21 protein-coding genes and 1 riboswitch are annotated in these 24,705 nt (G+C 70.2%); of the genes, 18 read left to right on the top strand and 3 right to left on the bottom strand.

Features of this window, described 5'->3' with window-relative positions; translation table 11 throughout:
* Positions 1-216 precede the first annotated feature (216 nt).
* The 16 genes from sdhC to QM517_RS12705 all read left to right on the top strand — a co-directional run bounded on the left by sdhC (position 217) and on the right by QM517_RS12705 (position 16,480).
* A complete protein-coding gene (sdhC, locus tag QM517_RS12780; RefSeq protein WP_077050476.1) occupies positions 217-651 on the top strand; it encodes a succinate dehydrogenase, cytochrome b556 subunit in 435 nt (144 codons plus the stop codon).
* Positions 651-1,106 carry a succinate dehydrogenase hydrophobic membrane anchor subunit gene (locus tag QM517_RS12775; RefSeq protein ID WP_077050477.1) on the top strand — a complete coding sequence of 152 codons (456 nt, stop codon included), beginning with the start codon at positions 651-653 and terminating at the stop codon, positions 1,104-1,106. The genes sdhC and QM517_RS12775 overlap by 1 nt, the downstream gene beginning before the upstream one ends.
* Before the next feature lie 47 nt (positions 1,107-1,153).
* Positions 1,154-2,983 (top strand): succinate dehydrogenase flavoprotein subunit, encoded by a 1,830-nt coding sequence (gene sdhA, locus QM517_RS12770; protein ID WP_077050478.1) that lies wholly within the window; start codon positions 1,154-1,156, stop codon positions 2,981-2,983.
* A 1-nt stretch (position 2,984) separates the two neighbouring features.
* On the top strand, positions 2,985-3,767 hold the full coding sequence (locus QM517_RS12765) for a succinate dehydrogenase iron-sulfur subunit (RefSeq protein WP_283287871.1): 783 nt from the start codon (positions 2,985-2,987) through the stop codon (positions 3,765-3,767).
* A 136-nt stretch (positions 3,768-3,903) separates the two neighbouring features.
* A complete protein-coding gene (locus tag QM517_RS12760; RefSeq protein WP_083735009.1) occupies positions 3,904-5,103 on the top strand; it encodes a YihY/virulence factor BrkB family protein in 1,200 nt (399 codons plus the stop codon).
* Positions 5,104-5,177: 74 nt separating this feature from the next.
* A complete protein-coding gene (locus QM517_RS12755; protein WP_283287868.1) occupies positions 5,178-6,026 on the top strand; it encodes an exodeoxyribonuclease III in 849 nt (282 codons plus the stop codon).
* A 54-nt stretch (positions 6,027-6,080) separates the two neighbouring features.
* Positions 6,081-7,085 (top strand): tryptophan--tRNA ligase, encoded by a 1,005-nt coding sequence (trpS, locus tag QM517_RS12750; RefSeq protein ID WP_278100980.1) that lies wholly within the window; start codon positions 6,081-6,083, stop codon positions 7,083-7,085.
* 34 nt (positions 7,086-7,119) lie between these two features.
* Entirely contained in the window at positions 7,120-7,683 is a 564-nt protein-coding gene (locus QM517_RS12745; RefSeq protein ID WP_283287865.1) for a GNAT family N-acetyltransferase, read from the top strand.
* Between the two features lie 140 nt (positions 7,684-7,823).
* On the top strand, positions 7,824-8,687 hold the full coding sequence (locus QM517_RS12740) for an Fpg/Nei family DNA glycosylase (protein ID WP_283287863.1): 864 nt from the start codon (positions 7,824-7,826) through the stop codon (positions 8,685-8,687).
* Between the two features lie 69 nt (positions 8,688-8,756).
* A riboswitch (FMN riboswitch) is annotated at positions 8,757-8,905 on the top strand.
* Positions 8,906-8,965: 60 nt separating this feature from the next.
* Positions 8,966-9,997 (top strand): bifunctional diaminohydroxyphosphoribosylaminopyrimidine deaminase/5-amino-6-(5-phosphoribosylamino)uracil reductase RibD, encoded by a 1,032-nt coding sequence (ribD, locus tag QM517_RS12735; RefSeq protein WP_283287862.1) that lies wholly within the window; start codon positions 8,966-8,968, stop codon positions 9,995-9,997.
* Complete coding sequence (locus QM517_RS12730; protein WP_278100976.1) at positions 9,997-10,653, top strand: riboflavin synthase; 657 nt, start codon at positions 9,997-9,999, stop codon at positions 10,651-10,653. The genes ribD and QM517_RS12730 overlap by 1 nt, the downstream gene beginning before the upstream one ends.
* On the top strand, positions 10,650-11,918 hold the full coding sequence (locus QM517_RS12725) for a bifunctional 3,4-dihydroxy-2-butanone-4-phosphate synthase/GTP cyclohydrolase II (RefSeq protein WP_077050486.1): 1,269 nt from the start codon (positions 10,650-10,652) through the stop codon (positions 11,916-11,918). The genes QM517_RS12730 and QM517_RS12725 overlap by 4 nt, the downstream gene beginning before the upstream one ends.
* The gene (ribH, locus tag QM517_RS12720; RefSeq protein WP_077050487.1) at positions 11,918-12,391 is read left to right on the top strand and encodes a 6,7-dimethyl-8-ribityllumazine synthase; all 474 of its coding nucleotides are present in this window, start codon (positions 11,918-11,920) and stop codon (positions 12,389-12,391) included. Before QM517_RS12725 ends, ribH begins: the two co-directional genes overlap by 1 nt.
* An 83-nt stretch (positions 12,392-12,474) precedes the next feature.
* On the top strand, positions 12,475-12,828 hold the full coding sequence (locus QM517_RS12715; protein WP_077050488.1) for a Fe-S protein: 354 nt from the start codon (positions 12,475-12,477) through the stop codon (positions 12,826-12,828).
* Positions 12,829-13,009: 181 nt separating this feature from the next.
* Positions 13,010-14,461 carry an MFS transporter gene (locus QM517_RS12710; RefSeq protein WP_077050489.1) on the top strand — a complete coding sequence of 484 codons (1,452 nt, stop codon included), beginning with the start codon at positions 13,010-13,012 and terminating at the stop codon, positions 14,459-14,461.
* A gap of 138 nt (positions 14,462-14,599) precedes the next feature.
* Positions 14,600-16,480 carry an ABC transporter ATP-binding protein gene (locus QM517_RS12705; protein WP_283288289.1) on the top strand — a complete coding sequence of 627 codons (1,881 nt, stop codon included), beginning with the start codon at positions 14,600-14,602 and terminating at the stop codon, positions 16,478-16,480.
* Positions 16,481-16,625: 145 nt separating this feature from the next.
* Here QM517_RS12705 and QM517_RS12700 read toward each other — a convergent pair whose 3' ends face one another.
* The gene (locus QM517_RS12700) at positions 16,626-18,512 is read right to left on the bottom strand and encodes a phosphoenolpyruvate carboxykinase (GTP) (protein WP_283287858.1); all 1,887 of its coding nucleotides are present in this window, start codon (positions 18,510-18,512) and stop codon (positions 16,626-16,628) included.
* 118 nt (positions 18,513-18,630) lie between these two features.
* Between QM517_RS12700 and QM517_RS12695 the strand changes: the two genes are divergently transcribed.
* Entirely contained in the window at positions 18,631-20,079 is a 1,449-nt protein-coding gene (locus QM517_RS12695) for an XRE family transcriptional regulator (RefSeq protein ID WP_077050492.1), read from the top strand.
* 141 nt (positions 20,080-20,220) lie between these two features.
* On the opposite strand, the gene QM517_RS12690 is transcribed toward QM517_RS12695, so the two are convergent.
* Together QM517_RS12690 and QM517_RS12685 are read right to left on the bottom strand one after the other, a co-directional pair.
* Positions 20,221-21,693, bottom strand: coding sequence for an NAD-dependent succinate-semialdehyde dehydrogenase (locus QM517_RS12690; protein ID WP_278100969.1), 1,473 nt, complete (start codon positions 21,691-21,693; stop codon positions 20,221-20,223).
* Positions 21,694-21,925: 232 nt separating this feature from the next.
* The gene (locus QM517_RS12685; RefSeq protein ID WP_283288288.1) at positions 21,926-23,842 is read right to left on the bottom strand and encodes an FAD-dependent monooxygenase; all 1,917 of its coding nucleotides are present in this window, start codon (positions 23,840-23,842) and stop codon (positions 21,926-21,928) included.
* A gap of 117 nt (positions 23,843-23,959) precedes the next feature.
* On the opposite strand from QM517_RS12685, the gene QM517_RS12680 reads away from it, so the two are divergent.
* Positions 23,960-24,664, top strand: coding sequence for an IclR family transcriptional regulator (locus tag QM517_RS12680; RefSeq protein ID WP_283287855.1), 705 nt, complete (start codon positions 23,960-23,962; stop codon positions 24,662-24,664).
* The last annotated feature ends 41 nt before the right edge of the window (positions 24,665-24,705 follow it).

The following is a 24,705-nucleotide window of genomic DNA, read 5'->3' as shown; positions in this document are numbered from 1 at the left end:
GACCCTAACGGGAAAGGCGCCGGCGCACCCGCGCGAGGCCAGTCGCCGCCCGGCGGGGAGCCACCCCCGGACCCCTCGATTTATCTCGACATCGAGAGAGTGTTAGGCGACCCTCATCCCCCCGATTCATAGCCCGGCCGTAGTATTCAGTGGCGCCCGTGTGACGCTCGGGGCCCACGCGGGCCCCCACACCGTGTTCGATCAGGGAGGACGACCGTGTCAGCACCAGCACGTGCCACGCCGTCGGTGAAAGAGACCACCTCGAAGAGGCCGCGCGGAACCCTCTACCGCGGCCGCGAAGGAATGTGGTCGTGGGTCCTGCACCGGATCACGGGCGTGGCGATCTTCTTCTTCCTTCTCGTCCACATCCTCGACACCGCCCTCATCCGCGTCTCCCCCGAGGCCTACGACGCCGTGATCGGCACCTACAAGAACCCGATCATGGGCCTGGGCGAAGTCGCCCTCGTCGGAGCCATCGCGTACCACGCCTACAACGGCCTGCGCATCATCGCCGTCGACTTCTGGCCGTGGGCGACCCGTCACCAGCGTCAGCTGTGGTGGGGGGTGCTGGGCCTCTGGGTCGTCACGATGCTCGGATTCACCCCGCGTCACCTCATCAACGTCTTCAGCGCCGTCACGGGGAGCCACTGATGTCCGTCGCCCAGGAAGCAAGCACGATCCCCGCGCCCCGCACGCCCGCCGTGCGGAAGAAGGGCTCCAACCTCGAGAAGTGGGGATGGATCTACATGCGCGCCTCCGGCGTGCTTCTGGTCGTCCTCATCTTCGGCCACCTCTTCGTCAACCTGATGACGGGCGAGGGCATCCACCAGATCGACTTCGCGTTCGTCGCCGGCAAGCTGGCCTCGCCGTTCTGGCAGTGGTGGGACGTCCTGATGCTGTGGCTGGCACTCATCCACGGCGCCAACGGCATGCGCACGATCGTGAACGACTACGTCACGACGCCCTCCGTGCGTCGCGTCCTGGTCTGGGCGATCGGGCTGTCGGCGGCCTTCCTGATCCTCCTCGGCACGCTCGTGGTCTTCACCTTCGACCCCTGCCTCGGCGTCACCGAGAGCAGCTCCCTGTGGGAGATCTGCCAGGCGTGAGCCGCGGCATCCTCCCTTTCGACTGAGACAGCAGAGGCATTGCACACGTGAGCACTCAGAACAGCGCGGACACGATCGTCAAGGACGGCGTGCACTACCACCAGTTCGACATCGTGATCGTCGGCGCCGGCGGCGCCGGCATGCGCGCAGCCATCGAGGCCGGCCCCGGCGCGAAGACCGCCGTCATCTCGAAGCTGTACCCCACCCGCTCCCACACCGGAGCAGCGCAGGGAGGCATGGCCGCGGCCCTCGCCAACGTCGAAGAGGACTCCTGGGAGTGGCACACCTTCGACACGATCAAGGGCGGCGACTACCTCGTCGACCAGGATGCCGCGGAGATCCTCGCCAAGGAGGCGATCGACGCCGTCATCGACCTCGAGAACATGGGTCTGCCGTTCAACCGCACCCCCGAGGGCAAGATCGACCAGCGTCGCTTCGGCGGGCACACCGCCGATCACGGCAAGACTCCGGTCCGCCGTGCCTGCTACGCGGCCGACCGCACGGGTCACATGATCCTGCAGACGCTGTTCCAGAACTGCGTGAAGCTCGGCATCAACTTCTTCAACGAGTTCTACGTGCTCGACCTCGTCACCGTGAAGGACGACGCGGGGAACACGCAGGTCGCGGGCGTCGTCGCCTACGAACTCGCCACCGGCGACCTGCACGTCTTCCAGTCGAAGGCCGTCGTCTTCGCCACGGGCGGCTTCGGGAAGATCTTCAAGACCACCTCCAACGCCCACACCCTCACCGGTGACGGCGTCGGCATCGTCTGGCGCAAGGGCCTGCCGCTGGAGGACATGGAGTTCTTCCAGTTCCACCCGACCGGTCTCGCCGGTCTCGGCATCCTGCTGACCGAGGGCGCGCGAGGCGAGGGCGCGATCCTCCGCAACGCCAGCGGCGAACGGTTCATGGAGCGCTACGCGCCGACCATCAAGGACCTGGCGCCGCGCGACATCGTCGCCCGCTGCATGGTGCAGGAGGTCGCGGAGGGTCGCGGCGCCGGACCCCACCGCGACTACGTGCTCCTGGACTGCACCCACCTCGGTGCTGAGGTCCTCGAGACGAAGCTCCCCGACATCACCGAGTTCGCGCGCACCTACCTGGGCGTCGACCCCGTCGTCGAGCCCGTCCCGGTCATGCCAACCGCGCACTACGCGATGGGCGGCATCCCGACCAACATCAAGGCCGAGGTGCTGTCGGACAACGACACGGTGGTCCCCGGTCTCTACGCCGCCGGCGAGTGCGCCTGCGTCTCGGTGCACGGATCCAACCGCCTCGGCACCAACTCGCTGCTCGACATCAACGTCTTCGGCAAGCGCGCCGGCCGCAACGCCGTCGAGTACGTCCAGACCGCGGACTTCGTGCCCCTCCCCGAGGACCCGGCGAAGGAGGTCCGCGAGATGATCGAGGGCCTGCGCGCCAACTCGGGCACCGAGCGCATCGCGGTCCTGCGCAAGACGCTGCAGGACGAGATGGACAAGGGCGCCCAGGTGTTCCGCACCCACGACTCCCTCGCCGAGGTGCTCGACATCATCGCCGACCTGCGCGAGCGCTACAAGAACGTCCACGTCGACGACAAGGGCAAGCGGTACAACACCGACCTGCTCGAGGCCGTCGAGCTCGGGTTCCTGCTCGACCTCGCCGAGGTCGTCGTCTACTCCGCGCAGAACCGCGAGGAGAGCCGCGGCGGTCACATGCGCGACGACTTCCCGACGCGCGACGACGAGAACTACATGCAGCACACCATGGCCTACCTGACCGGCGACCCGCACTCGTCGCACCCCGCCGACCACATCGAACTCGGGTGGAAGCCCGTGGTCTTCACGAAGAACGATGCCGGCGAACTGCGCTACCCGCCCCTCGAGAGGAAGTACTGAGATGGCATCCACCGTCATCGAGACCGTCGACACCTCCGACGAGGTCGAGCAGACCCCCGAGGACACGGGGATCCAGTCGTTCCTGGTCACGTTCAACATCCGCCGGTTCGACCCCGAGGTCGACGACGAGCCCCGCTGGGTCGACTACGACGTGGAGCTGTACTCCACCGATCGCGTGCTCGACGCCCTGCACAAGATCAAGTGGGAGAAGGACGGTTCGCTGTCGTTCCGCCGCTCGTGCGCGCACGGCATCTGCGGATCGGATGCCATGCGCATCAACGGCCGCAACCGCTTGGCCTGCAAGACGCTGATCAAGGATCTCGACATCTCGCAGCCGATCTACGTCGAGGCGATCAAGGGCCTGCCGCTTGAGAAGGACCTCATCGTCGACATGGAGCCGTTCTTCGCCTCCTACCGCGAGGTGCAGCCCTTCCTCATCGCGAACAGCAAGCCGACCCCCGGCAAGGAGCGCATCCAGTCGATCGTCGACCGCGAGGTCTTCGACGACACGACGAAGTGCATCCTGTGCGCCGCGTGCACCTCGTCGTGCCCCGTGTTCTGGACCGACGGCCAGTACTTCGGACCGGCCGCGATCGTCAACGCGCACCGCTTCATCTTCGACTCGCGCGACGACGCCGGCGACGTGCGTCTCGACATCCTCAACGACAAGGAAGGCGTGTGGCGCTGCCGTACGACCTTCAACTGCACCGAGGCGTGCCCCCGCGGTATCGAGGTCACCAAGGCCATCGCCGAGGTCAAGCAGGCCGTCCTCCGGGGCAGCTGAGTTCCTCTCGCGAACGGCGGGTGCGCTTCGGCGCCCCGCCGTTCGGCGTATCGCGCGGGGACACGGCGTCACGGGGCCCGAACCGCTCGCCGGCCACGGCCGAGAGCGACCGGCATCCATTCACTAGGCTCGAACGGTGACCGACAGCCGCCACGACCCCCGACCGCTGCCCGGTGCGGCGTCGGAGGACACCTCGTTGCGCGACCGGTTCGATGCAGCCCAGGCGGCCGTGCGCGAGCGTCTCGATGAACCCCTTGCCCGCGCGGCGAAGCTCGCGCAGCTGTTTCCGGTGCGGGTGTGGCGTCATTTCCTCCGGCACAACGGATTCCTGCTCGCGGCCGGCATGAGCTATCAGGGCTTGTTCGCGGTGTTCTCCGCGCTCTACCTCGCCTTCGCCAGCGTCGGCATCTGGCTGGGCGGAAGCAAGGAGGCGATCGACGGACTCATCCGCATCGTCAACAGCTACATTCCCGGGATCATCAGCGACACGGGCCTGATCAAGCCCGAGCAGGTCGAGGCCGTCGCGCAGGACAGCGGCAGGCTTCTCGGTGTCACCGGCGGCTTCGCCGGCGTGGTCGTCATCTGGACCACCATCGGGTTCGTCACCTTCACCCGGCGCGCGGTGCGCGACACCTTCGGGCTGCCGTTCGACCTGCGGAACTACGTGCTGCTGAAGGCCCGGGATTTCGTCGCGTCGCTGTTGTTCGGCGTCTCCCTGCTGGTGGGTGCGCTTCTGGGTTCCATCACCACGGGTGCCGTCGACCTCGTCTTCGGGTGGATCGGGTGGACGCGCGAGACCGAGTGGTGGTCGCTCGGGGCGCGAGGGGTGTCGCTCGTCGTCGCCTTCGGTGTGAACACCCTCGCGCTCGGGTCGCTGTTCCGGTTCCTCACGGGCACCGTGCTGCCCTGGCGGCGGATCTGGCCGGGCGCCCTGGTGGGTTCGGCGGGGCTCGTGCTCCTTCAGGTGGGGGCGGGCTTCCTGTTCGTCTACACGCCCTCCAACCCGTTGCTCGCGACCTTCACGGTGCTGATCGGTTTCCTCCTGTGGTTCCGCCTCGTGGGGATCGTGATTCTCGTCGCCGCGGCGTGGATCGCCGTCGCCGCGCAGGATCGCGACGTACCGCTGCGCTCTCCCGAGGACCGTCGCGCGATGGAGCAGACCGCCCTGGTCATCGCCGCCCAGGTCGCGGTGCGAACGGCAGAGGAGACCGCGGCTCTCTCCCGGTGGCCCCGTCGATGGATCGCACGGCGCCGGCTGCGCGCCGCCCGGGCGCACCTGGCACGGGTGGAGGCGGAGCTTCCCGCTCCGCGTCGGCAGACGCTGCTGCTGGACTGAGCGTCCGGGTCGCCGCGGGATGGCCCTCGGCCGACGCCCGGTCCCGTGTCGGAGGCCCGGGCTACGCTCGACGGGTGGCTCGTTCCGTACGCATCGTCTCCGTCAACGTCAATGGCATCCGTGCCGCCGTCCGCAAAGGCATGATCGAGTGGCTCGACGCCTCGGGCGCCGACATCCTCGCGCTTCAGGAGGTGCGCGCGACGGCCGACCAGCTCGCCGAGGCCCTCCCGGGGTGGCAGATCGTGAACGACGAGGCGCTGCAGAAGGGCCGCGCCGGCGTCGCGATCGTCAGCCGGCTCCCCGGCGTCGAGACCCGCACCCACCTCGGACCCGAGCCGCTGGACGCCTCGGGACGCTGGATCGAGACCGACTTCGACATCGACGGCGAGACCCTGACCGTCGTGAGCGCCTACGTGCACAGCGGCGAGGTCGACACCCCGAAGCAGGAGGCGAAGTGGCTCTTCCTGGATGCCATGGAGGCGCGTCTCGCCGAACTCGCGGCCACGCAGCCGCTCGCCGTCGTCATGGGCGACCTGAACGTCGGACACCGCGAGCTCGACATCAAGAACTGGCGGGGCAACCGCAAGAACGCCGGGTTCCTGCCCCGTGAGCGCGCCTACTTCGACCGGTTCTTCGGCCCCGCCGGCGAACAGGTCGAGGGTGCCGACGGCTCGACCGGTCGCGGCCTCGGATGGGTCGACGTCGGCCGTCGCCACGCCGGCGAGGTCGAGGGACCGTACACGTGGTGGTCGATGCGCGGGAAGGCGTTCGACAACGACTCGGGGTGGCGGATCGACTACCACGTCGTGACCCCCGCCCTGGCGGAGCGGGTCACCGACTACCGCGTCGACCGCGCACCGTCGTACGATACCCGGTGGAGCGACCACTCCCCCGTCATCGCGGACTACACGCTGGGCCTCTGAGCGGCGCGGGTCGCCGGGCACGTTCCCGATGTCGCGGCGGCCTAGGATCGTACGGTGACCCAGCAGCGCCTCTACTCCGGAATGCAGCCCTCCGCCGACAGCCTCCAGATCGGCAACTACATCGGGGCGCTCCTCCAGTGGCGCGAGCTGCAGGACCAGTACGACGCGTTCTTCTCGGTCGTCGACCTGCACGCCCTCACGCAGCCCGGTGACCCGGCCGAGCGCCGCGAGAAGACCCGCCGCACCGCGGCGCAGTACATCGCCGCCGGGATCGAGCCGTCGCGCTCGACGCTGTACGTGCAGTCGCACGTGCCCGCGCACGCCGAGCTGCAGTGGGTGTTGTCGACCCTGACGGGCTTCGGCGAGGCCGGGCGCATGACGCAGTTCAAGGACAAGTCGGCCCGTTACGGGGCGGATGCCACGAACGTCGGCCTGTTCACCTACCCGGTGCTCATGGCCGCCGACATCCTGCTGTACCAGACCGACGTGGTACCGGTCGGCGACGACCAGAAGCAGCACATCGAGCTCACGCGCGATCTCGCCGAGCGCTTCAACAAGAACTTCGGTGAGACGTTCACGATGCCGAAGCCGATGATCCAGCGCGAGACCGCCCGCATCTACGACCTGCAGAACCCGACGGCGAAGATGTCGAAGTCGGCCGAGTCCGACGCGGGCGTGCTGTGGATGCTCGACGAGCCCAAGGTCAGCGCGAAGAAGATCATGCGCGCCGTCACCGACTCCGAGGGAGCCGTGCGCTTCGACCGCGAGGAGAAGCCGGGCGTCTCGAACCTGCTGGTGATCTACTCGGCCCTGACCGGCCGCGAGATCTCCTCCATCGAGGACGAGTACGCCGGCCGCGGCTACGGCGACTTCAAGAAGGGTCTCGCCGAAGTGGTCGTCGCCGAGTTCGAGCCGGTGCGTGCGCGCGCCCTCGAGCTGCTCGACGACCCCGCCGAGCTCGACCGCGTGCTGGCCACGAACGCCGAGCGGGCGGCATCCGTCGCCGAGAAGACCCTCGCCGACGTCTACGACCGGATCGGCCTGCTCCGCCGCGGCTGACGCGGCGCGGGGAGCCGGCCAGTAGCGTGGGCGGATGGAACCCGACCACCTGCAGACCCCGCGGCTGGAACTCTCGGCCCCGACCACGGCCGACGTCGCGGCGATCCACGCCGCGTGCCAGGATGCGGACCTGCAGCGCTACACCACCGTGCCGTCGCCGTACCTCGTCGAGGACGCCGAGCGTTTCGTCGCGCTGACGGCCGAATGGTGGTCGGACGGCACGCAGCCGACGTGGGCGATCCGTCGCGATGGCCGCCTCGCCGGGATGATCGGGCTGGCGAAGCTCGACACCGGGGCACCCGAGATCGGCTACTGGATCGCTCCCGACGCGCGACGGCAGAACATCGCGGTCGAGGCGGGGACCGCGGTGATCGACTGGGCGTTCGCCGCTGACCGGCCCGCGGTCGAGCGCATCGAGTGGCGTGCCGTGGTCGGCAACCTCGGCTCGGCCCGGATCGCGCGGCGCCTCGGCTTCCGGTACGAGGGTCTGCTGCGGCAGGCCCACGTCAACAGCCTCGGGCGCGCCGACCTCTGGATCGGCGGTCTGCTCCGACACGACGAGCGAACCCCGCAGGACTGGCCGCTCGACCTCGGTTAGCCCGCGGCGAGGTCGAGTGTCCAAGACACGCCGCGTCGCGCCCGGCGCATGCGGCGTGTCTTGGACACTCTGTGGGGCGGGGTGGGCGGGGGCGCGGCAAGGGCCTGTCGCATGTCGGTGACGGATGCCACGATGGCTGCATGCCCGAGATGCCCGAGGTCGAAGGACTCGTCGAGTTTCTGCGCGGCCGTGTGACGGGGCTGACGTTCACGAAGGCGAGTGTGTCCGCCATCAGCGCGTTGAAGACCTACGACCCGCCCATCGACGCGCTCGTCGGCTCGGCCGTCACGGGGGTCGAACGTCACGGCAAGTTCGTCGACGTCGCCACCCACGGTGGCATCCATCTGGTGTTCCATCTCGCCAAGGCGGGTTGGCTGCGGTGGTACGACGCGCTCCCCTCGACCCTCATCAAGCCGGGGAAGACGCCGATCGCGCTGCGGATCGGGTTCGACGACGGATCGGGCTTCGACCTGACCGAAGCGGGGACGAAGAAGTCGCTCGCCGTCTACGCCGTCCGCTCCCCCGCCGACGTGCCGGGCATCGCCCGACTCGGCCCCGACCCCCTCGACGTCACGCTCGATCGCGACGCGTTCGCCGCGCTGCTCGCCGGGCGCCGCACGCAGATCAAGGGCGTCCTGCGCGACCAGTCGATCATCGCGGGCGTCGGCAACGCCTACTCCGACGAGATCCTGCACGCGGCGAGGATGTCGCCGTACGCGCTGGCCGCCAACCTCACGGATGCCGAGATCGACACGCTCTATGCCGCGATGATCAGCACCCTGACCGAGGCGATCGACACCGCGCGCGGCAAGCCCCCGGCCGACCTGAAGGATGCCAAGCGGCGGGGCATGCGCGTGCACGGCCGGCGCGGCGAGGCGTGCCCGGTGTGCGGCGACGAGGTACGGAGCGTCTTCTTCGCCGACAACTCCCTCGAGTACTGCCCGACCTGTCAAACCGGCGGCAAGATCCTCGCCGACCGACGTCTGTCGCGCCTGCTCAAGTAGCACGATTTCGCCGTGAGTCGGCGGGAATGAATCCGTGTCGGCGGTGTTGATTAGACTTCGACCAAGCAATACGTGCTCCGGGGTCGGTGGGAATCCGAACCGGCGGTGACAGTCCGCGAACCCCTCCGCTCCGGCGGTGGGGCCGATCCGGTGGAATTCCGGAACCGACGGTGATGAGGCGAGAGATCTCCTCTAGTCCGGATAGGAGGCAGCACGGTCGGCGCGCCGCGCCGTGCCACCCTGCGCTCCTGCCCCGTCACGAGGGGAAGGACAGGGAAATGGCATCCGCCGCCGAAACAGACGCCATGCGCCGCGCGCTGCGTCTCGCGCGGAACGGTCCCCGCGGCCTCAACCCGCAGGTCGGCGCCGTGATCCTCTCCCCCGCAGGCGACGTGCTCGCCGAGGGTTACCACCGCGGTGCGGGCACCGCCCACGCGGAGGTCGACGCGCTCTCGAAGCTCGCGCCCGGTGAAGCCCGCGGTGCGACCGCGGTCGTCACGCTCGAGCCCTGCAACCACACCGGACGCACCGGTCCGTGCGCCGTCGCCCTGCTCGAGGCCGGGGTCGCCCGGGTCGTGTACGCCCTCGACGACCCGACCGACGCGGCGGCGGGCGGAGCAGACCGTCTCCGCCACGGCGGCGTCGATGTGGAGTCCGGGCTGGAACGCGATGCCGCGGAGGAGCTCATCCGCGACTGGGTGCACCTCCAGCGCACCGGCCGCCCGCGGGTGACCGTGAAGTGGGCGCAGAGCCTCGACGGCCGCGCCGCCGCGGACGACGGGTCGAGCCAGTGGATCACCGGTCCCGCCGCGCGCCGCGACGTGCACGATCGCCGCGCGGCCGCCGACGCGATCCTCGCCGGCACCGGCACGGTGATCGCCGACGACCCGGCCCTCACCGCGCGGGACGCGGACGGCGCACTCCTCGAACGCCAGCCGATCCCGGTGGTCGTCGGCGAGACCGAGGTCCCGGCGGATGCCGCCGTCCGCCGCCACCCGCGCGAAGCGCTGTTCTTCCCGACCCGCGACCTCGGCGCGATCCTCGACGACCTCGGCGGACGTGGCATCCAGACCGTGTTCGTCGAGGGCGGCCCCACCCTCGAGAGTGCGCTGGTGCGCGAGGGACTGGCCGACGAGGTGCTCGTCTACCTCGCCCCCGTCCTGCTCGGCGGCTCGTGGCTCGCGCTCGGCGACCTCGGCGTCCCCGACATCGCCTCGGCCCGTCGGCTCGAGGTCGCCTCCATCGACATCCTCGGCGACGACATCCGCGTCGTCGCCCGTCCCGTCCACGACACCCAGGGAGATTCCTGATGTTCACCGGAATCGTCGAAGAGATCGGCGAGATCACCGCGGTCGAGCCCGCCGGCGACGGCGTGCGCGTGACCGTGAAGGCCCCGCTCTCCGTATCGGATGCCGGCCACGGCGACTCGATCTCGGTCAGCGGCGTGTGCCTCACCGTGGTCGACCAGGGCACCGACTGGTTCACCGCCGACGTCATGAAGCAGACGCTCGACATGTCGACGCTCGCGAACGTCGGCGCGGGGCGTCCCGTCAACCTCGAGCGCGCGACCGCCGCGCACGGCCGCCTCGGCGGCCACATCGTGCAGGGCCACATCGACGGCACGGGTGTCGTGCGCGAGGTGCGTCCGGGCGCGCAGTGGAGCGTGGTGCGCATCGGCATCCCGGCCCACCTCGCCCCGCTCGTGGTCGACAAGGGCTCCATCGCGATCGACGGCGTCTCGCTGACCGTCAGCGCGGTGAGCGAGGCCGGCGACCCCGAGCCCTGGCTCGAGGTGTCGCTGATCCCCGAGACCCTCGAGGCGACGACGCTCGGTCGCGCCGAGGCGGGCACTCCCGTGAACCTCGAGACCGACATCCTGGCCCGGCACGTGCAGCGCATGCTGGCCTTCCGCAGTACCGAGAACCCCGCGGCCCCCGCCGCAACGACCGAGAGGGGCTCCGCATGAGCCTGTCCACCATCCCCGAGGCCCTCGAGGCCCTCCGCGCCGGACGCCCGATCCTCGTCGCGGACGACGAGAACCGTGAGAACGAGGGCGACGTCATCATCTCGGCGCAGCTCGCGACCCCCGAGTGGCTGGCATGGACCGTGCGCTGGTCCAGCGGCTACGTCTGCGCGCCCATGCCGGCCGACTGGGCCGACCGTCTCGATCTCCCCCCGATGGTCGAGGTCAATCAGGACGCGCGCGGCACCGCCTACACGGTGAGCGTCGACGCGGCGTCGGGCGTGACGACGGGCATCAGCGCCGCCGACCGCGCGCACACGCTCAACGTCCTCGCCGACCCCGAGTCCGTGCCGACGAGCCTCATCCGTCCCGGCCACGTGCTGCCCCTGCGCGCCGTCGACGGCGGCGTGCGCGAGCGCGCGGGCCACACCGAGGCGGCCGTGGACTTCATGCGCCTGGCCGGCCTCGAGCCGGTGGGCGCGATCGCCGAGGTGGTGGCCGAGGACGGCAGCATGATGCGCCTCCCGGGCCTCATCGAGCTCGGCGAGCGCGACGGCATCCCGGTCGTGACGATCGAGCAGCTCGTCGCGTACCTGAACGAGACCGAGCCGGTCGAGGCGACCCCGGTCCCCCGCCGCCGCGTGAGTCTGCGGGCCGAGGCGAACGTGCCGACCTCCCACGGGACGTTCCGCTTCCTCGCCTACAAGGACCGCATCACCGGCACCGACCACATCGCGGTCGTCTCGGGCGAGATCACCGACGAGGCCCCGCTGGTGCGCGTGCACTCGGAGTGCCTCACGGGCGAGGCGTTCGGCTCGCTCAAGTGCGAGTGCGGCCCCCAGCTGGATGCCGCGCTGGACACGATCGACCGCGAGGGCGGCATCGTGATCTACATGCGCGGCCACGAGGGTCGCGGCATCGGTCTCATCAACAAGCTGCGCGCCTACAGCCTGCAGGAGCGGGGCCTGGACACGGTGGATGCCAACCTGGCCCTGGGCCTCCCCGCCGACGCGCGCGATTACGCCGCCGCGGCCGGCATCCTCACCGACCTCGGTGTGGAGCAGGTGCGCCTGCTGACCAACAACACCGACAAGGTGGCGCAGCTGCGCAGCTTCGGCCTCGACGTCGTCGAGCAGGTTCCCCTGCTCGTGGGCGTCGGCCCCAACAACCACCAGTACCTCGAGACGAAGCGCGACCGGATGGGTCACGTCATCGACGAGGACGAGCTGCGCGATGCACTCGCGCACATGAAGGAAGGACTCGTCTGATGGCGGGAAGCGGAGCACCCGAGACCGGCGGCGTCGACGCGACGGGACTGAACGTCGTCGTCGTGGCCGGCACGTGGCACGAGGTCATCACCGACGGTCTGATCGCCGGAGCGAAGCGGGTCCTGGATGCCACGGGCGCGACGTACCGCGTCGTGCGCGTGCCGGGTTCGTTCGAGCTGCCGGTCGCCGCCGTCGCGGCGTTCGAGGGCGGGGCCGACGCGGTCGTCGCGCTCGGCGTGATCATCCGCGGGGGGACCCCGCACTTCGAGTACGTCTCGTCGGCGGCGACCGACGGCCTGACCCGGGTCGCGATCGACGCCGGGAAGCCCGTCGGATTCGGCGTGCTGACCCTCGACGACGAGCAGCAGGGCCTGGACCGCGCCGGGCTCGAGGGTTCGAAGGAGGACAAGGGCGCCGAGGCGGCAGACGCCGCCCTCCGCACCGCTCTGGTGCTGCGCGACCTGCGCGGCTGACCGCGGTCCCGCACGGCGCGCCTCCCCTCGCGGTGAGGCGCGCCTTGCTGGCGGCGGGGGCACGGCATCCCTACCCTGACCGTATGGAGATCCTGCGTCACGTCATCGTCCTGGTTCATCTGATCGGGTTCGCCACGTTGTTCGGCGCCTGGATCGTCGAAGCCGTCTCGCGTCGCGTGCGCGTCACGCCGCTGATGAACTACGGTCTCCTCCTCTCGCTTCTCACGGGCCTGATCCTGGCCGCACCGTGGGGACTCGAACACGACCTCAACTACGCGAAGATCGGCGTCAAGCTCGTCGTGCTCATCGTCATCGGTGCGCTGCTGGGCATCGGTTCCGCCCGGCAGAAGCGCACCGGCGCGGTGCCCCCGGTCCTGTTCTGGCTCGTCGGGCCCCTGACGGTGCTGAACGCCGCGCTCGCGGTCATCTGGCGCTGACCCGCCCGCTCGCCGAGTCCCTCTCGGCGAGCGCATAGACTGGAGGGTCTGGACCCACACCCGGGTCCATCCCGGTGCCCCCCGCCGCGCGCCCGGACACGCATACCTGCCGTGCCCGACTCCGCGCCACCGCCTGCGCCCCCACGACGGACGCGATCGCTCGATCTCTCGTCAGGCAGTCATGACCTCCTCCTCCCCCACCGTCCGCTCCTCGTCGGCCCCCGCCAATCCGCGCTCCCGTGTCATCACCGCGAGCCTCATCGGCACGACGATCGAGTTCTACGACTTCTACGCGTACGCCACCGCGGCGGTGCTCGTGTTCCCGATCCTGTTCTTCCCGACCGGCAACGAGACCACCTCGCTCCTTCTCTCCTTCAGCGTCTTCGGCGCCGCCATGGTCGCGCGCCCCCTCGGCGCCGTCGTCTTCGGCCACTTCGGCGACCGGTTCGGCCGCAAGGCCACCCTCGTGGCATCCCTGCTCACCATGGGCGTCGCGACCTTCCTCATCGGCTGCCTGCCGACCTACAACGACATCGGCGTGTGGGCGGCCGTCCTGCTGCTGATCATGCGCCTCGCGCAGGGCTTCGCGCTCGGCGGCGAGTGGTCCGGCGCGGCCCTGGTGGCCACCGAGAACGCGCCGAAGGGCAAGCGCGCCTGGTACGGCACGTTCCCCCAGCTGGGTGCGCCGATCGGCTTCATCATCGCCAACGGCGTCTTCCTCTTCATCAACTTCGCCCTCCCCCACCCCGACGGCACCGCGCAGCGTTCGGCGGAGTTCCTCGCGTGGGGCTGGCGCGTGCCGTTCCTGTTCTCGGCCGTGATGGTGATCGTCGGCCTCTGGGTGCGTCTGAAGCTGGTCGAGAGCGAGTCGTTCGCGAAGGCCGAGAAGAGCGGGGCGATCCGCAGGTTCCCGCTCGGCGAGGTGATCCGCCGCAACTGGGTGCAGCTGATCCTCGGCACGTTCATCATGCTGGCCACCTACGTGCTGTTCTACCTGATGACGAGCTTCACGCTGTCGTACGGCACCAAGCCGACGCTCGAGGGCGCCGCCGCCGCGGCCGAGAAGGCGGGCACCGAGTTCGATCCGTCCACGTTCGTGCCCGGCCTCGGCTTCGGATACACCGACTTCGTGATCATGCAGATCGTCGGCGTCGTCTTTTTCGGCATCTTCACGCTGCTGTCGGGCCCGCTCGCCGACCGGTTCGGACGCAAGCGTCTGCTCACCGTCGTCACGATCGCGATCATCCTGTTCGGCCTCACGTTCTCGTTCTTCCTGCTGCCGCAGGCCGACGCCGGCCTCACCCGGGCGTCCGTGCAGGCGTTCCTCATCATCGGGTTCCTGCTCATGGGCACGACGTTCGGCCCGATGGGCGCGGTGCTGCCCGAGCTCTTCCCCACCAACACCCGCTACACCGGGTCGGCGATCTCCTACAACGTGTCGTCGATCCTCGGCGCCGCCCTGGCGCCGATCGTCGCCGTCGCCCTGTGGGCGGCGGGCGGCGGCAACCCGTGGCTCGTCGGCGTCTACCTGTCGGTCATGGGCGTCCTCACGCTCATCGCGGTGGCCCTCTCGCCCGAGACCAAGGACGTCGACTACGACGCGAACATCGCGGCCGGGGCGAGCGCGCCGTAGGACGCGCACACGCGGATCGATGGATGCCACGGGGCCCCGGCCTCGTGGCATCCATCGTTCCACCGACGAGCAGACGCGTCCGCCGATGTCGGCGCGGAGAGGTACGGTCGAAGAACCCGTTCTTCTGCTGAGGTGAGCATGTCTTCGTCCGCTCCCGCCCGAGGCCGCCGCGGCCGCCGCGCCCCCGAGGGGCCCCGCGCGTCCTTCCGCCAACTGCTGCCGTTCCTCGCCGAGCACAAGGGCACACTGGTCGTCGTCGGGGTGTTGAGCATCCTGGGCGCCGGCGCGACCCTCGTGCAGCCGCTGCTCGTCGGCCAGGTCATCACGCGCGTGCAGCAGTCGCTGCCGCTCGGGGCGCTGGTCTGGCTGCTGGTCGGGTTCGTCGTGCTGTCATCGCTGATCTCCGGGTACCAGCACTACCTCCTGCAGCGCACCGGCACCGCCGTGGTGTACTCCTCGCGGCGGCGACTGATCGCGCGCATCCTCCGTCTGCCGATCAGCGAGTTCGACGCGCGCCGCACCGGCGACCTCGTCTCGCGCGTGGGAACCGACACGACCCTGCTTTACGCCGTCCTCACCCAGGGGCTCGCGGATGCCGTCGGCAACGCGCTCATCCTCGTCGGGGCGATCATCGCCATGGCGTTCATCGATCCACTGCTCCTCGGTCTCATCGTGCTCGTGCTCGGCGCCTCGATCGCGACGGTCGGGATCCTCAGCACGCGCATCCGCACCGCTTCGGCGGCACAGCAGGCGAAGGTCGGGGAGCTGGCATCCGGAGTCGAACGCGCCGTCGGATCGATCCGCACGATCCGCGCCGCGGGCGCCACCGAGCGGGAGGTGGCGACCGTGACGGGCGCCGCGACCGAGGCGTACGACGCCGGCGTGCGGATCGCGAGGGTGTCGGCGCTCATCGTCCCCGTCGCCGGGATCGCCCTGCAGGTCTCGCTCCTGGTGGTCCTCGGCGTGGGCGGCTTCCGCGTGGCATCCGGAGCCATCGACGTCGCGTCGCTCGTGACGTTCGTGATCTTCCTGTTCCTCCTCGTGCAGCCCCTCGCATCGGCCATCGGCGCGATCACCTCGGTCAACCAGGCACTGGGCGCGCTCGGGCGCATCCAGGAGGTGCTCGACCTGCCCCTCGAGGAGGACGACGACCGGCCGGACCCCACGGCAGGCCCGACGGATGCCGCGGCGATCGAGTTCCGCGACGTGCGCTTCCGCTACCCCGACCACGTCGTCAAGGCCCGCGAAGCCGCCGCGAAGGAAGCACGCTCGGTGCTGGCGCAGGCGCACCTCGACCGCGCCGCGGACGAGACGACCGGGGAGGTGTCGGACGACGCGCACGAGGTGCTGCGCGGGGTCTCGTTCACCGTTCCCCGCGGGGCCCGTGTCGCGCTCGTCGGACCGTCCGGGGCCGGGAAGAGCACCGTCCTCTCGCTGATCGAGCGGTTCTACGACCCGACGGCCGGCGCCATCCTGGTCGACGGCGTCGACGCCCGGCAGCTGCCCCGCGAGGCGCTGCGCGCCCGCTTCGGATACGTCGAGCAGGACGCCCCGACCCTGGCCGGGACGATCGCCGACAATCTCCGCCTGGCCTCACCCGACGCCACCGACGCCGACTGCGCACGGGTGCTCCGGGCCGTCAACCTCGGCGAGGTGCTCGAGCGCAGCCCCCTCGGAGTGGATGCGCCGGTCGGCGAAGACGGTGTGATGCTCTCGGGCGGCGAACGCCAGCGGCTCGCGATCGCCCGGGCGCTCCTGGCTGCTCCCCCGGTGCTGCTGCTGGACGAGTCGACCTCATCCCTCGACGGCGTGAACGAGCAGCGCATGCGCGAGGCGATCGACGCCGTCGCCACCGGACGCACGCTGCTGGTCATCGCGCACCGCCTGTCGACCGTCGTCGACAGCGACCTGATCGTGGTGCTGGAGCACGGCCGCGTCGTCGGTCAGGGCACGCACAGCGAGCTCGTGGCATCCGTCCCCCTCTACCGCGAGCTCGCGAAGCACCAGCTTCTGGTGTGACGCGGGCGCCGCGCGGCGGGCGTGGGCGCGGGGGCAGGAGGGGACACGACGACGCCCCTCCCGCGCGCCAAGAGCAGGGAGGGGCGTCGAGTTCGCGTCCGCCCCGCTCCGCGATACGGCGGGCGGGGTGGACGAGACCGTGCGGCTACGCGCGCTGCAGGCGGTAGCGGAGAGCGGCCAGTTCGGCGCGGAGGGCGGCCGGGAGGTGGCTGCCGAACGTGTCGAAGAACTCCTCGGTGAGGTCGGCCTCGGCCAGCCACGACTGCGTGTCGATGGCGAACAGCTCGGCGAGGTCGGCCGCGGGAAGGTCGAGGCCGGAGAGGTCGAGGTCCTCGGCGTAGGGCAGACGGCCGATGGGGCTGTCCACGGCGTCGACCTGACCGTCGACCCGACGGATGATCCAGTCGATCACGCGGGCGTTGTCGCCGAAGCCGGGCCACAGGAACCGCCCGTCGTCACCCTTGCGGAACCAGTTGACCTGGAAGATGCGCGGCGCGCGGTCGAAGCGGAGCTGCTCCCCGACCTTCAGCCAGTGGCCGAAGTAGTCACCCATGTTGTACCCGCAGAAGGGCAGCATCGCGAACGGGTCGCGACGCAGCTCGCCGACCGTGCCCTCCTGCGCGGCGGTCTTCTCGCTCGACACCGTCGAACCGAGGAAGACACCGTGCGACCAGTCCGTCGCCTCGAGGACGAGAGGGACGTTCGTGGCACGACGACCGCCGAAGAGGATGACATCCAGCGGGACGCCCTGCGGGGTCTCCCAGTCGTCCGCGATCTGCGGGCACTGCGCGGCCGCGACGGTGAAGCGGGAGTTCGGGTGCGCGGCCGGGCGGCCCGAAGCCGGGGTCCAGTCCTTGCCCTCCCAGTCGACGAGCTGCGGCGGAGCCTCGTCGGTCAGCCCCTCCCACCAGACGTCGCCGTCCGGGCGGAGCGCCACGTTGGTGAAGATCGTGTTGCCCCACAGGGTCTCGACCGCGGTCACGTTCGTGGACTCACCGGTGCCGGGGGCGACGCCGAAGAAGCCGGCCTCGGGGTTGATGGCCCAGAGGCGCCCGTCCTCGCCGGGGCGGATCCAGGTGATGTCGTCACCGAGGGTCTCCACGCGCCACCCGGGGATCGTCGGACGCAGCATCGCGAGGTTGGTCTTGCCGCACGCCGACGGGAAGGCGGCGGCCACGTGGTACGCCTTGCCCTGCGGGTCGATCACGCGGATCAGCAGCATGTGCTCGGCCAGCCAGCCCTCGTCGCGACCGATGACCGAGGCGATCCGCAGCGCGAAGCACTTCTTCGCCAGGATCGCGTTGCCGCCGTAGCCCGACCCGAACGACCACACCTCGAGCGTGTCGGGGAAGTGCACGATGTACTTCTCGTCGTTGCACGGCCAGGCGACGTCCGCCTCGCCCGGGGCGAGCGGCGCGCCGACGGAGTGCACGGTCTTGACCCACGGGGCCCCCGCGGCGATCTGCTCGAGCACGGCGGTGCCGACGCGCGTCATGATCCCGATGGATGCCACGGCGTACGCGCTGTCCGTGATCTGCACGCCGATGTGGCTGAGCGGACCGCCGACCGTTCCCATCGAGAAGGGGACGACGTACATGGTGCGTCCGCGCATCGAGCCCTCGAAGACACCGTTCAACGTCTCGCGGATCTCCTCCGGCGCGATCCAGTTGTTCGTGGGACCGGCATCCTCTTCGCTCTCCGAGGCGATGTAGGTCCGCGACTCAAGGCGAGCGACATCGCTCGGGTGCGAGCGTGCGAGGTAGGAGCCGGGACGCCACTCGGGGTTGAGCTTGATGAGCTTTCCCTCGTCGACCATCTCGCGCAGGAGGGCGTCGTTCTCGGCCGCCGAGCCGTCGACCCAGTGGATGCGGTCGGGCTGGGTGAGCGCGGCGACCTGGTCGACCCAGGCGGTAAGGGCGGCGAGTCCGGGGCCCTCGACCGAGGGACGGATGCCGCGGCCCGGGTGAGCCGGACGGGCGGCGGGCGTGGTGCGACCGGAGGGGCGTCCGGCGAAGATGTCGGCGAGTGCCATGGTCGATCTCCTCGATTGAGAGCGAATTCGGATGTCTTCCTCCACTTTGCGACCCTCGAGCTGGTCTTTCAGCAGATCTCCGTCACAAGAATCGCCGATCTTTCGCTATCGTCAAGGAATGGCCTCGTCGCTCGAACTGACCACGCTCGGACACCGCATCCGCCACCACCGCCTCGCCCGCGGGTACACCCTCGACGAGCTCGGAGCGCTGGTCGGGGTGGCCGGCAGCCAGCTGAGCCTGATCGAGAACGGCAAGCGCGAACCCAAGCTGTCGCTCCTGCAGGAGATCGCGCGCGCGACCGAGACCGAGGTCACCGAGCTGCTGTCGACCGAGCCGCCCAACCGTCGGGCGGCTCTGGAGATCGAACTGGAGCGCGCGCAATCGAGCCCCTTCTTCCGACAGCTGGGGATTCCGCCGATCAAGGTCAGCAAGGGCACGAGCGACGAGACCATCGAGGCGGTGCTGGGTCTGCACCGTGAACTGCAGCGCCGCGAGCGCGAGACCATCGCGAGCCCGGAAGAGGCACGCCGGGCGAACACCGAGCTGCGCCTGCGCATGCGCGGGCTCGACAACCATCTCCCCGACATCGAGAAGCTCGCCGAGAAGCAGCTCAAGGCGGCAGGGCATTCGTTCGGCGCCCTCACGCACCGCACCGTGAGCATCATGGCGGAGCAACTGGGGTTCGAGCTCATCTACGTCGCCGACCTCCCCCACTCCGCGCGGTCGGTCACCGACCTCGAGAACGGACGCATCTACCTGCCACCGGCATCCATCCCCGGCGGACACGGCCTGCGCTCGATGGCCCTCCAAGCGATGGCGCACCGTCTGCTCGGGCACCGCCCGCCCACCGATTACGCCGACTTCCTGCAGCAGCGGCTGGAGATCAACTACTACGCCGCGTGCTGCCTCATGCCCGAGACCAACTCGGTCGCGTTCCTCGCACAGGCGAAGAAGGACCGCAACCTCGCCGTGGAGGACTTCCGCGACGCGTTCGGCGTCACCCACGAGGCCGCCGCGATGCGCATGACGAACCTCATGACGGCGCATCTCGGCATCCGTCAGCACTTCCTCCGGGTCGACGGCGACGGCGCGATCTCCCGGGTGTACGAGAACGACGACCTGCCCCTGCCGACCGACGTCACGGGGTCGGTCGAGGGCCAGATCGTCTGCAAGAAGTTCTCGGCCCGCGCCGCGTTCGACGAGCACAACCGCACCACCGAGCACTACCAGTACACCGACACCCCGGCCGGGACGTTCTGGTGCTCGACGCAGACGGGCACCACCGCGGAGGGCGATTTCTCCATCACCGTCGGTGTGCCCTTCGACGACGCCCGGTGGTTCCGCGGACGCGAGACCACCACCCGCGGGATCTCGCGCTGCCCCGACGAATCGTGCTGCCGCCGCCCCGACTCCGAAGCGGCGGAGCGCTGGTCGGGCAAGGCGTGGCCGAGCGCCCGCGTGCACCGGCACATGTTCTCGCCGCTCCCCCGCGGCATGTTCCCCGGCGTCGACGACGCCGAGGTCTTCGCGTTCCTCGACCGCCACGCGTCCTCGTCCGACGCGTAGGGGCGGCAGGGACGCGTGAGTCGCCAGGATTTGTCGCCTACATCACGCCAGAGGCGACAAATCGTGGCGACTCACGCATCAGGACGGCGAATGCCACGGCCCCGACGCCTGGGAGAGCGCGGGGCCGTGGCATCCGGTGGGTCAGGCGTAAGGGTTGGCCGTCAGCGTGTACTTGGTCTGCAGGTACTCGTGGATGCCCTCGTCGCCGCCCTCGCGACCGAGGCCCGACTGCTTCCAGCCGCCGAACGGGGCGGCGGCGTTGGAGACCACGCCGACGTTGAGGCCCATCATCCCGGTCTCGAGGCGCTCGATCATGCGCTGACCGCGCGAGAGCGACTCGGTGAAGACGTACGACACGAGACCGTACTCGGTGTCGTTGGCGATCCGCACGGCGTCGTCCTCGGTGTCGAAGGGGACGATAGCGAGCACGGGTCCGAAGATCTCCTCGCGGAGGATGTCGCTGCCCGGCTGCACGTCCGACACGACGGTGGGCTCGAAGAACGTTCCGGGGCCGTCGACGGGCGAGCCGCCGGTCGTGACCGTGGCGCCGCGCTCCACGGCATCCCCGACGAGGGTCTTCGCCTTGTCGACGGCGCGGTCGTCGATCAGGGGTCCGATCTGCACGCCCTCCTCGGTGCCGCGGCCGATCTTCATGCCCTGCACGCGCTCGGTGACGCGGCGCGTGAACTCCTCGACGACGGAGCGCTGCACGATGAAACGGTTCGCCGCGGTGCACGCCTGGCCGATGTTGCGGAACTTCGCCAGCATCGCACCGTCCACCGCCTTGTCGAGATCGGCGTCCTCGAAGACGACGAACGGGGCGTTGCCACCGAGCTCCATCGAGGTGCGGAGCACACCCGGGGCGGCCTGCTGCAGCAGCTTCACACCCACCGGCGTGGAGCCCGTGAACGAGAGCTTCCGCAGGCGCGGGTCGGAGATGATGCGCTCGGAGACCGGGCCGGTGTTCGTGGTGGTCACGACGTTGACGACACCGGCCGGAACACCCGCGTCCTGCAGGATCTGCGCGAAGAACAGCGTCGTGAGCGGCGTGAGGGTCGCCGGCTTGATGACAACGGTGCAGCCGGCGGCGAGCGCGGGCGCGATCTTGCGCGTCGCCATGGCGAGCGGGAAGTTCCACGGGGTGATGAGGTAGCAGGGACCCACGGGGTGCTGCGTGACGATCATGCGGCCGGTGCCCTCGGGGTTCGCGCCGTAGCGGCCCTGGGTGTGCGCGGTGACCTCGCTGAACCAGCGCAGGAATTCGCCGCCGTAGCCGACCTCGCCGCGCGCCTCCGCGAGGGGCTTGCCCATCTCGAGGGTCATCAGAAGCGCGACGTCCTCCTTGCGCTCCTGGAGCAGATCGAACGCGCGGCGCAGGATCTCGGCCCGCTCGCGGTCGGGGGTCGCCGCCCACGACGGGAACGCCTCGGCCGCGGCATCCATCGCCGCCACTCCATCGGCGACGGAGGCGTCGGCGATCTCATGGATGACCTCGCCCGTCGCGGGATCGTTGACGGCGACGGTCTTGCCGCCCTCGGCCGCACGCCACTCGCCGTTGATCAGCAGGCCGGTCGGTACGGATGCCAGCAGCTCGCTCTCGCGCGAATCGGTCATGGGTCCTCCTGGGTCGGTGCGGGTCTCCCCGCTCATTCTGGTCAGCGCACGGGATGGCGCCGATATACGTGCTGTACAAGCGGAGCGCCGGGGTCGCCGCGGCGGCGAGGACGTGGCATCCGCTCGCTTCCCTCCCGTCGCTGCCTGAGAGCCGCGGCACCCGCCGCACACGCATAAACGCGATTTCCGCGCAGAAACACGTCGCCATCGCGTTTATGCGCGCGGATCGTGTTTATGCCCGACCGGCACCGGCACCGGCACCGGCGGATGCAGCGACGGCGGACGCAGCGACGGCGGGAGCAGCGACGCCGCCGGCGGAGGTCGCCGGGGAGCGCATCGCGCCGGAGAGGAACCGCTCCAGCCCCTCGGGTGCGGTCAGCGGCAACACGTGCGCGACGTACTGATCCGGCCGCACGACGACCACCGCGCCCGCGGCGCCGATGCCGCGCTCGGCGAAGATGTCGTCGCTCGTCCACGCGGAGGGGGCGGCGGCGAACACCTTCTCGAGGTCGGTGAGTCCGAGCGGGCCCGACTGCGGCCGGAAGAGAGCGGGGACGTCGGTGACGTCCTCCCAGCGCCCGGGGTAGACGACCTTGGCGTCGAACACGGAGTCGAGGTCGGCGCCGGCGGGGGTGAACCGTTCGACGATCCCGCGCGCGGCCTCGGCCCATCCGCGCAGCGCCGCGCCGTCGGCATCCGCGAACGCGTAGAGACGCCACCGGCCGTCCGCGCGCGCGTGGTGTCCGAGATGGACGCGATTGCCGTCGCACACCCGCACGACTTCGACGCTCTGGAAACGTCGGCCGACCGGGAATCCGGATGCCAGCTCCTGGGCCGGCGCATCGGAGACCAGGGTCGAGGGCGCGTACCGCGTGCCGAACCCCGAGGGGAACTCCGCGGTCGCGAGGTAGTACGTCGCCAGCTCGGCGGGGTCGGTGATCTCACCGGGCTTGCGGGCCATGAGCGAGGACCACTCGCGGTCGAAGTCGATGAGCTGTTGGGCGACCGGGCGACGCTCGGCGTCGTAGGTGCGCAGCAGATCGCGGGATGCCAGTCCCGTGAGGACGTGTCCGAGCTTCCAGCCCAGGTTGAATCCGTCCTGCATCGACACGTTCATGCCCTGACCGGCTTTGGCGCTGTGGGTGTGGCAGGCGTCGCCGGTGAGGAAGACACGCGGGTTCTGCAGGTCGTCGACGAACTGATCGGTCACCCGGTGCCCGACCTCGTAGACGCTGTGCCAGGCGACCTGCTTCACATCGATCGCGTAGGGGTGCAGGATCTCGTTCGCCTTCCGGATGATCTCCTCGATGGGCGTCTGCCGGACGCGGTGGTTGTCGCCCTCCGCGACCTCGCCGAGGTCGATGTACATGCGGCTGAGGTATCCGCCCTCGCGGGGGATGTGGAGGATGTTGCCGGCGGCGGCGTTGATCGCACACTTAATGCGCCAGTCGGGGAAGTCCGTCTCGACGAGCACATCCATGACACCCCACGCGTGCTGGGCGGCGGCACCCACGTGCGTGCGGCCGATCGCCTGTCGCACGCCGCTGCGGGCACCGTCGCAGCCGACGACGTATTTCGCGCGGATGGTGCGCTCGCCCTCGGCCGTCTGCACGCGCACCTCGACATCGTCGTCGCCGACCTCGAGCCCCAGGAACTCCACCCCGTAGTCGGGCGCGACGCGCGCCGGCCCGTTCGCGGCCGCCTCGGCGAAGTAGTCCAGAACCCGCGCCTGGTTGACGATGAGGTGGGGGAATTCGCTGATCTTGAGGCCGTAGTCCTCGGTGCGGGTGGTCCGCACGATCCGGTCGGGGCTCTCGGGGTCGGGAGCCCAGAAGTTCATCCAGCCGATGTTGTAGGCCTCCGCGGTGATGCGATCGGCGAAGCCGAAGGCCTGGAAGGTCTCGACGCTGCGGGGCTGGATGCCGTCGGCCTGGCCCAGCGCGAGACGCCCCTCGCGCTTCTCGATGAGGCGCGTCGTGAACTGCGGGAACTGCGACATCTGCGCGGCGAGCAGCATGCCCGCGGGCCCGGACCCGACGATCAGGACGTCGATCTGCTCGGGCAGGGACGAGGGACGGTCGATGCCCGTGCCCGCGGCGGGCTGGACGCGCGGATCACCGGAGACGTAGCCGTGGTGGTGGAACTGCATGGTTCTCCTGACGTCGATGTCGGGGCTCACCGCGGCGGCGCGGTGCTTGCGTCGCCAACGGTCGTGTTCTATATTCGAACGCACCGTTCTTCTATCGAACGAGAGGTTAGCTGTCCCATGGCCCCGCGGCAAGACACGACCCCCGCGTCGCAGACCCTGAGTCGTGGCATCCGCCTGCTGGAAGAGCTCGCCGACGCCCGCGGTCCGCTCACGATCGACGACCTGTCGGCACGCGTCGGACTGCATCGCTCGGTCGCGTACCGACTGCTGCGCACCCTCGAAGATCACGGCCTGGTGACCCGGGATGCCACGGGTGCCGTACGCCTCGGGACGGGGCTCGCCGCCCTGGCCGCCGGCGTCGCCGCCGATCTGCAGTCCGAGGCCCTGCCCGAACTGACCGCCGCCGCCAACGACCTCGGCATGACCTGCTTCCTCGTCGTGCTCGACCACGACGAATGCGTGACCCTCGCCAGCGTCGAGCCGCGGCACGCGGTGACCGCGGTGGCGCAGCGGCCGGGTACGCGGCATCCGGTCACCCGGGGCGCCCCCGGTCGCGCGATCCTCGCGCAGCTGCCGCCGCGCCGGTGGCCCGACGGCGTGGACGCGCGCCTCGCCGCCGAGGTGGCAGAGGCCGCGGAGCGCGGCTGGGCGACGAGCCACGACGAGGTCGTACCGACGCTGCGCGCGGTGGCGGTGCCGCTGAGCGTGCAGGGTCGCGGGCCCGCCGCCGTCGCGGCCGTCCACGTCAACACCGAAGCCGACGACGCGGCGATCGCCGCGCGTCTGGAGGCCGCGGCCGCCGCCATCACGAGCGCCCTCTAGCTTCCCCCTTCCCTCGGTCGACGTGGGCCTGGGCACGCGCG

This window comes from Microbacterium sp. IEGM 1404, from assembly GCF_030056775.1.
In the GTDB taxonomy this organism is placed as follows: Bacteria; Actinomycetota; Actinomycetes; order Actinomycetales; family Microbacteriaceae; genus Microbacterium.
This window is presented reverse-complemented; position numbering and strand designations above follow the sequence as displayed.